The following is a 13,839-nucleotide window of genomic DNA, read 5'->3' as shown; positions in this document are numbered from 1 at the left end:
ATGGCTGGTGTTTTAGTTTTAGGGATCGCTGGTAGGATGGTAGATGGAGTTGGTATTAGTTTAGGTGCCGGTAATAGTGAGATACCTTCTTGGGTTATAAAGATACTAATCCACATTGTAATCGTTCACCCCAGAGACACAAAGAATGATTTTCGATTTTTCTCCGTGGTGAGGTATCCTATTTATAGTTGTTAATAAATAAGCAAATTTTATGCCAACTCATTAAAAATCCGGCAAAAATTTAATCTCTCTACTGCAATATCTTGATTTACAAAGATTTACGGATGATAAATTTTTAAATTATCCCTTGTCTTCCCCATTTTTCCCTTCCCCAATAGTGTTCAAAAAAAAACAACATTTATCTGATTTTTTGAGGGGAAAATAGTGGTAACTGTTTGTCTCACTGATAGTTTATATACATGTCTACTTTTATCAACACTGTTTATTTTTCTCGACAGTTAAAAGTTCTCCGTAAGCCCATTGGTATTGTTGGTGTTTGTAAGCCGAGCCGCCTTTAGAGGTAAATGCCCCATTCTAAATGGGTTAGGCTTGAAAACCCGTGAGAACCTTTAACTGTCAAGATACTAAACTCCTGGTGTCCAGGGTCTTGGGATAGGCTCTAAGATTCTATTTGACAAAGAGTAACATCTATGCTATATTTCAATGGGTAAGATATCTGCTTCGGTTAGAACGGGAAGGCCACAGTAAATTCTTCCTCTCTTACGCTCCAGTTTTCAGTAAGGAAGTCAGGTTATTTATGGAACAGATCATTAATCCTCACGACAAATTCTTCAAAGAGGTTTTTACGCGAAAGAATACAGCCAGGGAATTTCTCCTGAATTATCTGCCTAATAAGGTGGTTAGTCTGCTTGATTTGGATTCCCTGGAATACACCAAGGATTCATTTATAGACAAACACCTGAAGGAATATTTCTCTGATCTGCTTTTCGAGGTAGATCTCAAGGACGGTTCAGGGGGGTATGTGTATATCCTTTTTGAGCACAAGAGCTATGCTGAAATTTTAACCGCCTTTCATATTCTCAGGTATATGGTAAAGATATGGGAAATGTGGCTTAAGAAGAAGGAAGATGAAAGGGGGTTTCCGGTAATCATTCCCTTGGTACTATATCACGGCGAGGGAGATTGGCAGGCCGGCTTAAATTTCAGAGACCTTTTTGCCTATTCTGATGATCTGGTTCAGTTTATCCCTGATTTTCAGTATCTGCTTTGGGATGCGTCCGGGTACAATGATGAGGATATCAAGGGGGAGGTCATCTTACGGATGACGCTGCTTATTTTAAAATACATATTTAGAGAGGATTTAACAGACCATCTTCCTGGAATACTTAGTCTTTTAAGAAATCTTTTGGAAAAGCGAACGGCTCTGGAATACTTGGAAACCATTTTGAAATACATACTCAATGCTGCCTCTAATGTTACCTATGAAGACGTCAAGGCGGCGGTAGATGAAGCCTTACTGGATAAAGGAGGTGAGATCATGCCTACCATAGCTGAGGTGTTAAGAGAAGAAGGAATGCAGCAGGGATTGCAGCAAGGATTGCAGCAGGGATTGCAGCAGGGATTGCAGCAGGGATTGCAGCAGGGAATCCTTGATATTCTTGATCGGCGTTTTGAGGCTGTTCCCCAATCAATTGTGGAGAGATTAAATAAAATAAGAGATGCTTCCATCTTAAAGGTTCTTCACAGGAAGGGGATAGAAGTAAAGTCATTGGAAGAATTTGAGGATTTCGCTGAGTTGATTATGAAGTAAGCCATATCATCCGGCCCGGCAGATAGACTGAAAACTGAAGGCTATTGAACTTCAGCCGTCAGCCTATCTGTCTGAGTATATAGCAGTTATTAACCGATCTTGGACTTAGATGATATTAGGTAAGGCAAATAACAGGTGGGAAGAATGCCTGACGAGTTGGTGGCTTTCCAACTAACCACTGGCGGGGTGGACGGGATTTGAACCCGCGATCTTCGGCGTGACAGGCCGATATGTTAAACCTAGCTACACCACCACCCCGTATTTAACCATACTCTTTGAACATCTTCTTGAATAGCCCATTGTATCTAAAAAGGCAAGGAGTGTTATTGTCTTTTCTGCTGATAAACCATTACTATAAGAAAAATTCTTCTGGTAATTTTTTACACTGTCAACAATTATCTTGGTAAAATGTTCTTCCTCTATTTTCGGTATTATTGTCTAACGATAGAACTCACCTGCCGCCAGAATGGCGGTCAGGTGAAGTGAATTGTTAGATTGATTTTTATATTATTGAGAATATTTTTTCATGGTAATCAATCTTCAAAATAAAATTACTTAGGAAACTTTTTACACCGAGTAGTGGAATATGTAAATTTGGCATAAAATCAATCAAGACATTTTCGGTTAAGAAGTTAAATGCTTTTATACAGACAGTGTGGCTATAAGCGGTAGTTATCCCATTACCAGTACTTATTCTTTTCTGGTAGCCTGATTGTAAATTATGTCCCAAAGGTAGGGCAAATGTGGCAGGCAGAGCGCATTCATCTGCTCCAGTATCAACTAAGGCAAACACATTGATTTCTTTTTGATTCTCAGGATTAATAATTGTAATAGGAAGATATGGTCTAGCGATATCTCCTACTCTCGTAATTGTAAAAGGATAATTTTCAATCAACATGATAGATATGAACTAAATCTTTATCTGGAACATAAAGGATAAAAGGTTTTTGAATGCCTTTTTTCTGTGCTTTAGATAAAGCCTCATCTGGAGTATTGCCAGAGCCAACTATAGTGTTATCATCAACGCTTATGATTGCAACATATTGACCGTTGTATTTATTAGAGTTAACTAATACTTTTTCCATCATTCCCTCCATTTAAAATTATAACATAATATTGTCTATTTTTCAATCTAACATGTATTAGGTCAAAATATTTTTACGTACCAGTTTCCTGATTTATTTCTTCCAACCCATCCATCTTCATTGTGGGTCGTTACTCTAGGGAAAACCCTTATGTAATACATGTTGGCCTCGTACATCTTGCTTGGTTGGACAAAATAAGATGGAACAGCAATAAGTTTTCCAGTATCGAGAAATCGTTTCACACCATCACTTGCATTCGAGCGTGAGTGCTTAATCTGCACTGTGTTAAGTTCATTTTTGATTATTTTTTCTTGCGTCTGTAAGTAGGTTTTGACATGATACCAACGCACAATAGCGAATCCAGCGAAAGCGATAACGAAGAGCGTACAAAACACAATGATAATACGATTTCTTTTCATCGTTCTATGACCTAACGGCCTACGTGAGCGGCGCGGTTTACCGCGTCCGCTCCACGCAGTTGTTAGCGATTGTCATTGTGAAGCCAAGAATCCCCCAATAATAGCCAGAATCGGCTTCAACTTTTTCTGAATCGGATCCACTTCGACGCCAAAGTTCTCCAAAGCTGTCGCTCCAAGCAAGAACAGAGAGCCCTTTGGTGCGAAAATCACGGGGCAAGGAATATTGCCTTCGAAATCTTCAATCTGAAAGTCACAAAAACCAAGTAGTCTCATATCCTGCCGTCCGTCAGCAAGAATCAGATTCCGTTTTGCTGACGGTTCTACGCCTATCCTTTCCAGATAATCCTCAGGGACAAAGGAATAAAGAGCTCCCGTATCTACCCAAAATTCTTCTTCAAAGAACTGATTAGGATCCTTGCTGTTAGAAACTATTACCTTTTTCCTAAACATGCCCATGTCATTTTCTCCTCTGTCCTATCATTTCTTCCTATCATCGGGTAGGTCAAGGGCCTTTCAGCCCCATTCCTCCCTAAGAACTGTACATGGAAGTTTCCCCCTACAGCTCAAGCATCTCACTGTTTCCAAAAACACCGTATTCGAGATATACACTCGGGAGCACTGAAACACGGCATACGTCTCTTGATATTGTTCTTCATCATCATGCGTCAGGAAACGGTACAATATTTGTATCAACGGCGACCTACATAGGTTTTGCTTACTCCTTTCGCAATCGCTTGTTAGATATTTTGTTTAACTAAAGCTTGAGGAAAATTAGGACTGTCGGGATTTACAACGACTTTTTTATGAGCTGGCGATACTATTAAGTCCATATCTTCCATAGGAACTGCGCCAAGCAAAACATCATCACCCAATACTAAAGCCCCTACAAAACAGCTTCTATTTTCAAAATGCACTAAAACGGGTCCAACATAAGGTACCAATTGCTTTTTACCATCAGCTGCTATAACTTCTCTTTTCTCAAGTTCTTCAAAGCCCATCTGAATACAGATATGTTCAGGAATACAAAGCATCAATGCTCCTGTATCTACAAGAGCTTCTTTCTCTATTCTTTTCAGTTTTGGATTTCTTGGATTACCTATTTCAATTCTTGTTCGTACATAACCCATACCATTTAACCTCTCATTTTACTTTTTAGTCATTTTTCCTCTAACGACTTAAATCAGTAGGGGCTGTAAGCCATCCGCTGGATTTATTGGTTAGACTGTGGATCAGCACTGTGTCTACCTTCGCATAACACTTATGGACTCGTACGCAATTCCGTCAGGCACAGTCTGCCGGGGTTGACCGAAAGGAACCTCCCGGTCCGTAATCAACACTCCAATCTCAAATTGCCGCCCACTGTCTTCCGCAACACCGATTTGAACTCGGATGTGACGACCTGACGCCGATGTACCCCATGACCAATACTGGCCCAACGGGTCCCTCACTAGGAGAATGGCACGATAACCAGTTGGTACTGTCCCTATTGTATACTCGACGTCAATGAACTGGGGAACTTGGGCCCCGTTTCTCGGCTCCCTGAAGGTTATCGATGGCCTCTGTTCGCGGCTGCCGCCCGCCCGCGGCACAGGCTCAGAATTCCTGCTTGTTTCGCCGGACGGCTGCCGGCGGGAATCAAAGCTGAATTGGAGCTCTTGCACTCTCCTGTCGAGCTGAGCGACCTGCAGCTGCAAAGCGTTCACGTAGCTCTCGGTAGCCAGTCTTGAGACTGCGAAGGTTGCACTCGCCACTGTGACCGCTAAGGTATAAAGGCTCCCGCAAGCAAATACTTCCATGATATGGTGATCATTAGGCCAACTCCTTCGAGCATGGTTCTCTAACCGTCACATCACATTCCGGTCTAACAGCGCGGTGGCTGAGCGGCGCGACGGAGGCGACGGAGCTGTTGCCAGCGACACCCGCAAGAGTCGTGCTGCCGTAGCCAAGTCCGCTCCAGCCACTGGTTGGGTGCCGTTCCTGCATATCTACGTTTCAGCACCACCGTTCACCTCATAGGACTCTCTAGACCTATGCCCACCTGGGTGTACGACTCGTCCCCGGATTCGAGGAACAAAAAGCCGACCTCCGGACGAACAATCCAGCCACTCGACCTCAACGGGATTCCTACCCCGACGCCACACGACCAGACGGACACCTCATCCCCTGCCAGGACTAACACGTGGCCCCTGGCTCCAGCACTAAGATCCCAACCTTCGTGGATCGGCATTGTCATTATCACTCCCGGCTGGACCTCCAGCGTCAAAAGCACACCCACTATAACTGAAGCCGGCAGAGACACAGTAATGCGGTCAGGCCAAATACCGTACCGCAGATCTCCCCCCAGGACAGCTATTCCCCCAGAACCGCCCGATTCCCACATCAGAGTAAACCCGATGGCTCCGTCAAGCCGCGACTTTATCCCCCTCCGCATACGAGCGTCAAGACACGTCCATTCAGTTACATCCTCTTCGTCCTCTCCGTCCGACCCATAATAGCCAAGATGCGACACGGCTACCACTGTCTGCGTCTTATGTGGTGGCACGATCCGAGCCGACTGGAACGACGAAAAAGGAATGCAACCCTCGAGGAGGCTCGCCATCACTAAGCAGAACAGATGGCACCAACGGTTCATGCATATCCTCCAACGCTATGTATACAGCACCTAACGGCAGGCATCACCTGCCCCGAACCGTCTCTGCATCTGATTGAAACATCGCCCTCTACAGCGGTGCTGGAGGAACGGCAGGCGTCACCTGCCCCGAACCGTCTCTGCATCTGATTGAAACATCGCCCTCTACAGCGGTGCTGGAGGAACGGCAGGCGTCACCTGCCCCGAACCGTCTCTGCATCCGCATGATTTCGCGGATGCGTCCGCCTCCCTTTTATCTTAAATCAACAAAAAATTCGGGTTTTTTAAAAAAATCTAAAAATTAGTATCAAAACCTGCTTAATTAAGACAAAATTACAAAAATTCACCCTTACCAAATAATTGATAATTGGAATTGGTGGGCGGGACAGGACTTGAACCTATGACCCCTTGCGTGTAAAGCAAGTGCTCTGGCCAACTGAGCTACCCGCCCCTCTTCCCCAGGACTTGAACTCATTATGGCATGAAGGGGTTGAAAAGTCAAGCAAAAAATAAGAAAAATAATCAGCCGGATAAATTTATATTGACAAATTATACCTAATAAGCTATAATGCCTCCGTAATTAAGAGTCTATCCCCAAACACCAGACGTCTGGCAGACTCCTGGTGTCTAAGTACGCGACGTGCCGCCGAGGTTTGAGGATAGGCTCTAAGGAGGAATCCGATCTTGTCCATTGAAGTAGGAAGTATTGTTACGGGAAAGGTAGTTAAGACCACTGAATTTGGGGCCTTTGTTGAAGTGGAGGGCAAAAGGCGAGGTCTTATTCATATATCTCAGATTGCTGATACTTACGTCAAGCGGGTGGAAGACCATCTTAAAGTAAATGATTCCGTCACCGCTAAGGTCATCGGGATTGCTAAGAAGGGAAATCTTGATCTCTCTCTGAAAGAGCGGGAAACACCTGCCGCCCGGCCCAAAAATGAAGAAGTAAAAATTAGCAAACCCTTAAGCCCTAAAGCCGGATTCAAAGAGGAAGAAGATAGAAGAGAGCATCGTTCAGCCGCGCCTTTCTCTTTTGAAGATAAACTGGCCCGGTTTATGAAAGAAAGCCAGGAAAAAATTCAGGATATGAAAAAAAATTTAGAATCAAAACGCGGCGGAGGAAAGAAGCGATAAAATCATCTCTACGGCCTGAGAAAGGTCCTTGGCCACCGCATCGGGATAAAGGGTCTTCTCCTTCTTCAATTCAGCCTCTCCATAACCGGTTAAGACAAGAATTGTCCTGCAATTGACTGCCGCACCTGCCTCTATATCCAGCATTTTGTCTCCCACCAGATAACAGTGGCTTAGATCTAGACCGAAATCATGCGCCGCGGTTTCAAGCATAGCCGATCCTGGCTTGCGGCAGGCACAAGCCTTTCTGTATTGGTCAAGCGGGGCTTCAGGATGGTGAGGACAGTAGTAAATAGCATCAAGATATGCCCCCTCTCTGGCCAGCAGGTATTTAAGACGTTGGTGAATATCCGCCACTGTTTCTTCGCTGAAGTAACCTCGAGCCACACCGGATTGGTTAGTAACCACAATTACCTTTATGCCTTTTTGATTCAGTTCCCGAATGGCCGAAGCCGCCCCAGGCAGCAAAAAAAGTTCCTCCGGGTTACCTAAGTAATCTACCTCCTCATTAATTACCCCATCTCGATCCAGAAATACAGCCTCAGGTTTCATAGCTACCAATCCCTACTGTCTACTGTTTACGGTCAAACAACTCCCTCTCGACCAGGTCACAGATGATATGACCAATAGTAATGTGGGCTTCTTGAATACGTGGTGTATCGTTAGAAGGCACTTTTAAACAGAGGTCAGTGAGGCCGGCCAGCTTTCCGCCACTCTGACCGGTAAATCCAATGGTTTTTGCACCCAACTTTTTGGCTTCTCTTATGCCGGCTAAGACGTTAGGCGAGTTTCCACTGGTGCTTATTCCCAGACAGAGATCACCCTTTTTGACCAGCGCCTCAACCTGACGGGCAAAGATATCGTCAAAGGAATAATCATTAGCCAGGGCAGTAAGGATAGAGGTGTTGGTAGTCAGGGCAATAGCCGGCAGGGCAGAGCGCTCCCTTTTAAATCTTCCCACCAATTCAGCCGCAATATGTTGGGCATCAGCCGCACTGCCGCCATTACCAAAGAGAATTACCTTGCCACCTTGTTGGTAAGTGGCCATAAATGCCTCAGCAATCTTAATGATAAGATTCACTTCTTTAGCCAATTCAGATTTAATCTCCGCGCTTTCAGCCAATGCCTGCTTAATCAGCTCCTTCATTTTTCCCCCTTCTTAGGCTTTTCTTTCGTCTCCTCCTCGGCGACCTTAGTTATCTCTTCCTTTATCCCAGCCGCAGCGTTTTTAAGCTCCCGAAGCCCTTTACCCAGAGCCCGGCCTACTTCAGGCAGCTTCTTAGGCCCAAAAATGATAAGGGCCACTATCGCAATCAAGATCAATTCCGGCATGCCAATCCCAAACATATCAGATCAGCCTCCTTTCCTATTACGGATGGTAAGGGGCACATCTCCCTCCAAAACTAATCTCCTGGCCTCTTCTACATCCTGATCTGTATTCAGATTAAAGAGGGCTATTTCTGGACGGCATATAGTCCGAATTTCTTCCTCTTCAAGGTATCTTACCTTCAACTCTGGTAAGATGGAATGCATAGAAAAGTTACCACTCCCTATCTTAGCTTTAATGACCGGTAGACAATTACGGGAATATATAGCGTGAAGAGGATGTAATCTTTCTTGGACCCGTGGGATAAGAACATCGTCCTCCGGTCTGATGACTTTCTTCATAAGTTCAATCAAGCCGGCGCTAAGAAAGGGCATATCGCAGGCCACCACAAAGCTGTAAGGAGACCGGATAGCTGCCAGACCGGTGTAAAGCCCTACCAAAGGCCCTTTGGCCGGCATTAGGTCGATAAGGATTTCCAGCCCCAGGTCAGCGTATCGTTCGACCTCATCAGCCACAATGATGATCTCTTCAAATTGACCCCACAGCCCGCTAACCAGACGTTCGATGACAGACTTGTTACCCAATTGGATAAAGGCCTTGTAAGTAGAAGAGACGCGGCGGCTCTTTCCCCCAGCTAAAATCAGGGCGGTCATTCATTGTCCTCTTTCTCGGAACCGGCGTCCTTTTTTTCCTTATCATCGTCGCCTTTGACCGCTGATTGAAAGCCCTTTATCCCTTCTCCCAGAGCCCGTCCGATCTGGGGTAATTTCCCTGCCCCAAAGATGATCAGAACGATGATGAGGATAATAAGCAACTCTGAAAAACCAATACCAAAAATAACAACCACCCCCTTATATATTTACCAATTCTTTGGCTTAAAACCCTGTTTGTTTAGTATTTGGATCATATCCTCTTCTGGAGCAAGGACATAAAGCCCTTTCCTCTCTGCATATCTTTTTGCATTATCCTCGACGGTCATTCCTGCAACAAATCCTATGATTTCTGCCTCTTTATACTCTGGAAAGAATTCCCTGAAGTGTGTGAGGACATCTATGAATTCTCTCACATATTCAGAAGAAAGTCTTGTTTTAATCTCACCTACAAAAGCAATTCTTTTTCCATTCCTTGAGCCTGAACATAATAGATCAATCTCAGCTTTAGTTTCTCCATTTTCTATGGCACAAGCCCTTGGAAAGGCCTGGGTTATCTTTATTCCCAGTGGAAGGAAGAGCTTAGAGATAGAGGGAGCTACTAACCCTTCTGCAAACCTTCCTATACTATCTGATACCTTACCTACTTCTTTACTGGTCTTTTTAAGTTGGTCCTCTGTCTTTTTTTGATCTTCAGTAAGTCTATCGATTTGCTCATCGGTCTTTCTTTGAGCCTCCCTAAATTCTTCATGGAATTTTTCCTCTCCCTTCCTAAATTCTTCCTGGCTCTTTAAAAGGGCTTCTATTCTCTTGTCAATCCCCTCAACCCTTTCTTCAATTTTAACAGTCATTTAAATTACCTCACAGAAATTACTTATCTTATTTGTAATTACTCAGCTCTCCTTTGGAACACAGATGGCACAGATTATTCTCTGGATATGGAAAGAGATAGTCTTCCCTATACAGATTCATCTGGGTTCTGGGCTCTGTCATCTCTCCAAGATCTCTAACAAGACCTTACCCACCTTTTGGGAGTCATGTCTAAGGCTATCTCGCTTTTTCCATAATCTCCTCGCCTCCGGCATTTCTTCTATTAAATCCGCTTTTATTATCTTTATTCCATATTGGTTCAACCTATCGTTATCTATCTCTACTAAAAAGGCAAACTCATCTTCATAATTTCTGATAACCGCCTCTGGTGGTCTCTTTCCATTCACAATGATGTAATCTAGGATGCCTTCGCCCAGGTATTGGTTAATTACCTTTATATGATCGCTGGCCTTATAATTATGGGTTTGACAGACCTGAGTCATTACATTGCACAGGTAAACCTTTTTGGCGCTACTTTCTCTTATCGCCTCCGGAATCCCTTTCACCAGCAGATTGGATATAACGCTGGTATAAAGGCTACCCGGCCCCAGGATGATAATGTCTGCCTGCCTTATCTCTTCGATGGCCCTGGGAGTGGCATGGGTCTGGATTGGTTCCAGATAGACTTTTTTTATGGGAGGCCTTCCCAGGACATTCCCTTCTCGTTGGATAATATTATCCTCTTCTCTAATTACCGTTCCATCCACAAGTTCTGCACAGATATGGACATTCTCAAGGCTGGACGGAATTACCCTGCCTTTGATCTTCAATATCTTACTGATCTCTTCTATGGCCTTTTCAAAGGAACCCGTGATCATAGTCATCGCGGCAATAAAAAGATTGCCAAAGCTATGCCCTCTCAGATTATCACTCCTTTCAAACCGGTAATTAAAGAGCCTTAGCATCAATTCCTCTGATTCTGAAAGGGCCACCAGGCAATTTCTTATATCCCCGGGCGGAGGGATACCCAGATCTTTTCTAATGAGGCCGCTGCTTCTTCCACTGTCTGTTACCGTGACAATGGCCGTGAGATTATTAGTATAATCCTTCAGACCTTCCAGGACAACGGGTAGTCCTGTTCCCCCGCCTATGGCCACAATCCTCAGTTCTGTTTTTTGGTCGACCAATTCTTTCGCTCCTTTCTATCAAAGGCCTCCTCAAAACCTTTCCCCTCAGTGACAAATCCCAAATTAAAGATGTTAGAAATAGTGGCGGCTATATCGGCCAAGCTCTTTCTGGTGCCGAGCTTATAACCCCGTTTGACCCTTTTACCATAAACTAAAAGAGGCACATATTCCCTGGAATGATCGGTGCTTTCTGTGGTTGGATCGCAGCCATGATCAGCCGTTAGGATCAGGACATCATCTTCAGCTAAGGCCTCTATGATTTCCGTCAGGTGTCTATCAAATTCCTCTAAGGCCCTGGCATAGCCGTCAGGGTCATTTCGATGGCCGTAGACCATATCAAAGTCGATGAGGTTAGTGAATATTAGCCCCCTTGGCCGGAATTTCTTGACCACCTCAATGATTTTATCTATCCCCTCTTGATTATTATTAGTATGAAAAGATCTGCTGATTCCTGAACCGGCGAAGATATCGCTTATCTTTCCAATCCCAATCACCGCCAGGCCATTTTCACTGAGGGTATTTAAAATAGTCGGATGAGGAGGCCGGAGGGAGTAGTCCTTTCTAAGGCCGTTGATCCTCCTGAATTCTTCTGCCTGGCCTTCAAAAGGGCGGGCGATTACTCGACCCACCCCGTGCCGGCCTACCAGGATTTGACGGGCTATCTCACAGAATTCATATAATTGCCCTATCGGGATAAGGTTTACGTGAGCGGCTATCTGAAAGACACTATCAGCCGAGGTGTAGATTATGGGGAGTCCTGTCTTCAGGTGCTCCGGCCCCAATTCCTTTATGATCTCGGTCCCGGAAGCAGGCTTATTACCCAGAATACCTCGACCAATAGCCTGGCTGAAGGGTTTGATTACCTCCTCCGGGAACCCCTCAGGATAGAGAGGGAAGGGCTCCTTACGGATAAGTCCAGCTATCTCCCAATGACCGGTGGTCGTATCTTTTCCCACCGACCTTTCGGCCATCTTGCCCCAGGCCGCCTCTGGTTCAAGCACCGGCTCTACGCCCTTAATAGGCGCAATATCCCCCAGCCCCAACCTGGTTAAATTAGGAAGAGAAAGCCCGCCTACCGCTTTGGCCAGATTAACTAAGGTATTGCTACCCTCATCTCCATAAAGTCCGGCATCAGGTAACTCACCCACCCCAACACTATCCAGAACTATTAAAATAACCCGGTTGATCATCGGATTTCGAGCTTCAAGTTTCGAGACCCCCAGGTTACTACGAACAATGGTAAGGCCTAACTCGAAACTGTCCGGCCATCAAAGCATCTCTAACAACTCATCTCTTTTCTCTTCCATAATTTTCCGACTCCTGGCTTCCACATTTAAGCGGATCAGGGGCTCGGTATTAGAAACCCGCAGATTAAACCGCCAGTCAGGGAATTCAACCGAGAGGCCGTCAATATGCTCTACCTTCCCATCCTGGTAACGTCCTTCAATCTCTTTTAGCTTGGCCGCGCCATCTTCAACTCTTCGGTTGATTTCGCCGGAAATAAAATATTTCGACATGAGCGGTTTCAATAAGTCTGAGAGAGACTTACCCGAAGTGGACATTAATTCCAGGATCAGCAGGAAAGGGATTATCCCGTTATCAGCAAAGTAGTTTTCACGGAAATAAAAGTGGGCGCTCATCTCACCGGCAAAGAGGGCATTTTCCTGGCGCATTCTCTCTTTAAAGAAGGCATGGCCGGATTTGTTAATAATGGGTATGCCCCTGTTTTCCTTAACTACCTCAATATTGGCCCAGGTTAATCGGGGATCGAAAATAATCTTTTCCCCCGGATGCTTTTTTAGAAGGGTCTCGGCCAGCAGGGCCGTAATAAAATACCCTTCGATAAAATTACCTTTTTCATCAATAAAGAAACAGCGATCCGCATCACCATCCCAGGCCACGCCCAGGTCGGCTTTTTCCTCTTTTACCTTTTCGATCGTCTCGGTTCGGTTTTTCGGAAGCAAGGGATTGGGTTCTCCTCTTGGAAATGTCCCGTCAGGCTCAAAATATATCGGGATTGACTGGATCGGTAGATGCTCAATAATTTGAGAGATTATATCTCCGGCCACTCCATTGCCCCCATTCAGGACTACCTTGTAAGGTTTAATCACTTTTGGGTCGATAAAAGAGAGCACATGGCCAGTATAATCTTGATAGATATCCTGTTCTTCAACCTGGCCGACTTTATCTGACGGAGTGAATTCTCCACTAATGACTATGTCTCTAATCTCCATAATACCTGTGTCACCAGAGATGGGGATCGACTGCTCTCGAACAAACTTCATCCCATTGTATTCCTTTGGATTATGTGAGGCAGTAATCATTATTCCGCCATCGTAACGGTAATGAGCTACTCCAAAGTAAACCATGTCTGTGCCGATCTGTCCAGCATCAACTACATTTACGCCCTGTTCGGTAAGCCCCCGGTTCAAGGCTTCAGAGAGAGACTTTGAAGAAAGACGGATATCCCGGCCAACCATGACCGTCTTTGGTTTAATAAATTCGGAATAAGCCCGGCCAATTCGATAAGCCACCTCCTCATTTAACTGGTCAGGGTAAATTCCCCTGACGTCGTAAGCCTTAAACATAGATGGGTCAACCTTAGACATTTATTTCTTCTCCTTTCTTTCTTGGTGGCCTACTTACGTTGAACGGCAGGTAGAGTGAGCCATATATTATTTCTTGACAAACCCGTCCACCTTAAGTTATACTTAAATACAAAGAAAGCTCTTCTAATTGTTTGAAGACGAAATATTAAGACAAAAGGAGTCTTTTTATGCAATTTTTAGATGTCAAAACAGACTTTGCTTTCAAAAAGGTTTTTGGCTCA

General features: G+C 44.7%; 16 protein-coding genes and 2 tRNA genes. 2 read left to right on the top strand and 16 right to left on the bottom strand.

Annotated features, from left to right (window positions below):
• Positions 1 to 757: 757 nt before the first annotated feature.
• Complete coding sequence (locus tag AB1797_02665) at positions 758 to 1,771, top strand: Rpn family recombination-promoting nuclease/putative transposase (protein MEW5766515.1); 1,014 nt, start codon at positions 758 to 760, stop codon at positions 1,769 to 1,771.
• 179 nt (positions 1,772 to 1,950) lie between these two features.
• On the opposite strand, the gene AB1797_02660 is transcribed toward AB1797_02665, so the two are convergent.
• From AB1797_02660 to AB1797_02630, 7 genes are all read right to left on the bottom strand, one after another.
• Positions 1,951 to 2,029 (bottom strand) — tRNA-Asp (locus AB1797_02660).
• 244 nt (positions 2,030 to 2,273) lie between these two features.
• Complete coding sequence (locus tag AB1797_02655) at positions 2,274 to 2,669, bottom strand: retropepsin-like aspartic protease (protein MEW5766514.1); 396 nt, start codon at positions 2,667 to 2,669, stop codon at positions 2,274 to 2,276.
• On the bottom strand, positions 2,659 to 2,859 hold the full coding sequence (locus AB1797_02650; protein MEW5766513.1) for a DUF5678 domain-containing protein: 201 nt from the start codon (positions 2,857 to 2,859) through the stop codon (positions 2,659 to 2,661). Before AB1797_02650 ends, AB1797_02655 begins: the two co-directional genes overlap by 11 nt.
• A gap of 59 nt (positions 2,860 to 2,918) precedes the next feature.
• Positions 2,919 to 3,275 carry a hypothetical protein gene (locus AB1797_02645; protein MEW5766512.1) on the bottom strand — a complete coding sequence of 119 codons (357 nt, stop codon included), beginning with the start codon at positions 3,273 to 3,275 and terminating at the stop codon, positions 2,919 to 2,921.
• A gap of 72 nt (positions 3,276 to 3,347) precedes the next feature.
• Positions 3,348 to 3,725 carry a retroviral-like aspartic protease family protein gene (locus AB1797_02640; protein ID MEW5766511.1) on the bottom strand — a complete coding sequence of 126 codons (378 nt, stop codon included), beginning with the start codon at positions 3,723 to 3,725 and terminating at the stop codon, positions 3,348 to 3,350.
• 287 nt (positions 3,726 to 4,012) lie between these two features.
• A complete protein-coding gene (locus tag AB1797_02635; protein MEW5766510.1) occupies positions 4,013 to 4,402 on the bottom strand; it encodes a clan AA aspartic protease in 390 nt (129 codons plus the stop codon).
• Between the two features lie 1,876 nt (positions 4,403 to 6,278).
• Positions 6,279 to 6,355 (bottom strand) — tRNA-Val (locus AB1797_02630).
• A 233-nt stretch (positions 6,356 to 6,588) separates the two neighbouring features.
• On the opposite strand from AB1797_02630, the gene AB1797_02625 reads away from it, so the two are divergent.
• On the top strand, positions 6,589 to 7,038 hold the full coding sequence (locus AB1797_02625) for a S1 RNA-binding domain-containing protein (GenBank protein ID MEW5766509.1): 450 nt from the start codon (positions 6,589 to 6,591) through the stop codon (positions 7,036 to 7,038).
• Here AB1797_02625 and gmhB read toward each other — a convergent pair.
• The 9 genes from gmhB to AB1797_02580 all read right to left on the bottom strand — a co-directional run bounded on the left by gmhB (position 7,009) and on the right by AB1797_02580 (position 13,618).
• Complete coding sequence (gene gmhB / locus AB1797_02620; protein ID MEW5766508.1) at positions 7,009 to 7,587, bottom strand: D-glycero-beta-D-manno-heptose 1,7-bisphosphate 7-phosphatase; 579 nt, start codon at positions 7,585 to 7,587, stop codon at positions 7,009 to 7,011. The genes AB1797_02625 and gmhB overlap by 30 nt on opposite strands.
• A gap of 19 nt (positions 7,588 to 7,606) precedes the next feature.
• Positions 7,607 to 8,182, bottom strand: a complete 576-nt coding sequence (locus tag AB1797_02615; GenBank protein ID MEW5766507.1) for a D-sedoheptulose 7-phosphate isomerase — start codon at positions 8,180 to 8,182, stop codon at positions 7,607 to 7,609.
• Positions 8,179 to 8,382, bottom strand: coding sequence for a TatA/E family twin arginine-targeting protein translocase (locus tag AB1797_02610; GenBank protein MEW5766506.1), 204 nt, complete (start codon positions 8,380 to 8,382; stop codon positions 8,179 to 8,181). The genes AB1797_02615 and AB1797_02610 overlap by 4 nt, the downstream gene beginning before the upstream one ends.
• Before the next feature lie 6 nt (positions 8,383 to 8,388).
• Entirely contained in the window at positions 8,389 to 9,015 is a 627-nt protein-coding gene (locus AB1797_02605) for a molybdenum cofactor guanylyltransferase (GenBank protein MEW5766505.1), read from the bottom strand.
• Positions 9,012 to 9,209 (bottom strand): twin-arginine translocase TatA/TatE family subunit, encoded by a 198-nt coding sequence (gene tatA / locus AB1797_02600; GenBank protein ID MEW5766504.1) that lies wholly within the window; start codon positions 9,207 to 9,209, stop codon positions 9,012 to 9,014. The genes AB1797_02605 and tatA overlap by 4 nt, the downstream gene beginning before the upstream one ends.
• 12 nt (positions 9,210 to 9,221) lie before the next feature.
• Positions 9,222 to 9,863 carry a hypothetical protein gene (locus AB1797_02595; GenBank protein MEW5766503.1) on the bottom strand — a complete coding sequence of 214 codons (642 nt, stop codon included), beginning with the start codon at positions 9,861 to 9,863 and terminating at the stop codon, positions 9,222 to 9,224.
• Positions 9,864 to 10,001: 138 nt separating this feature from the next.
• Positions 10,002 to 11,009, bottom strand: a complete 1,008-nt coding sequence (locus AB1797_02590; protein MEW5766502.1) for a gluconeogenesis factor YvcK family protein — start codon at positions 11,007 to 11,009, stop codon at positions 10,002 to 10,004.
• On the bottom strand, positions 10,985 to 12,199 hold the full coding sequence (locus tag AB1797_02585; protein ID MEW5766501.1) for a phosphopentomutase: 1,215 nt from the start codon (positions 12,197 to 12,199) through the stop codon (positions 10,985 to 10,987). The genes AB1797_02590 and AB1797_02585 overlap by 25 nt, the downstream gene beginning before the upstream one ends.
• Positions 12,200 to 12,277: 78 nt before the next feature.
• The gene (locus tag AB1797_02580) at positions 12,278 to 13,618 is read right to left on the bottom strand and encodes a phosphomannomutase/phosphoglucomutase (GenBank protein MEW5766500.1); all 1,341 of its coding nucleotides are present in this window, start codon (positions 13,616 to 13,618) and stop codon (positions 12,278 to 12,280) included.
• Positions 13,619 to 13,839 lie beyond the last annotated feature (221 nt).

This window comes from bacterium (assembly GCA_040753085.1).
Lineage (GTDB): Bacteria > UBA9089 > JASEGY01 > JASEGY01 > JASEGY01 > JASEGY01.
Note: the sequence above shows the minus strand (reverse complement) of the source record. Positions and strands in the feature narration are given on the sequence as shown.

Bases quoted from the DNA above. Each gene is read 5' to 3' on its own strand.
- AB1797_02665 (MEW5766515.1), top strand. From the start codon at position 758: ATGGAACAGATCATTAATCCTCACGACAAATTCTTCAAAGAGGTTTTT.
- AB1797_02655 (MEW5766514.1), bottom strand. From the start codon at position 2,669: ATGTTGATTGAAAATTATCCTTTTACAATTACGAGAGTAGGAGATATC.
- AB1797_02650 (MEW5766513.1), bottom strand. From the start codon at position 2,859: ATGATGGAAAAAGTATTAGTTAACTCTAATAAATACAACGGTCAATAT.
- AB1797_02645 (MEW5766512.1), bottom strand. From the start codon at position 3,275: ATGAAAAGAAATCGTATTATCATTGTGTTTTGTACGCTCTTCGTTATC.
- AB1797_02640 (MEW5766511.1), bottom strand. From the start codon at position 3,725: ATGTTTAGGAAAAAGGTAATAGTTTCTAACAGCAAGGATCCTAATCAG.
- AB1797_02635 (MEW5766510.1), bottom strand. From the start codon at position 4,402: ATGGGTTATGTACGAACAAGAATTGAAATAGGTAATCCAAGAAATCCA.
- gmhB (MEW5766508.1), bottom strand. From the start codon at position 7,587: ATGAAACCTGAGGCTGTATTTCTGGATCGAGATGGGGTAATTAATGAG.
- AB1797_02615 (MEW5766507.1), bottom strand. From the start codon at position 8,182: ATGAAGGAGCTGATTAAGCAGGCATTGGCTGAAAGCGCGGAGATTAAA.
- AB1797_02610 (MEW5766506.1), bottom strand. From the start codon at position 8,382: ATGTTTGGGATTGGCATGCCGGAATTGATCTTGATTGCGATAGTGGCC.
- AB1797_02605 (MEW5766505.1), bottom strand. From the start codon at position 9,015: ATGACCGCCCTGATTTTAGCTGGGGGAAAGAGCCGCCGCGTCTCTTCT.
- AB1797_02595 (MEW5766503.1), bottom strand. From the start codon at position 9,863: ATGACTGTTAAAATTGAAGAAAGGGTTGAGGGGATTGACAAGAGAATA.
- AB1797_02585 (MEW5766501.1), bottom strand. From the start codon at position 12,199: ATGATCAACCGGGTTATTTTAATAGTTCTGGATAGTGTTGGGGTGGGT.
- AB1797_02580 (MEW5766500.1), bottom strand. From the start codon at position 13,618: ATGTCTAAGGTTGACCCATCTATGTTTAAGGCTTACGACGTCAGGGGA.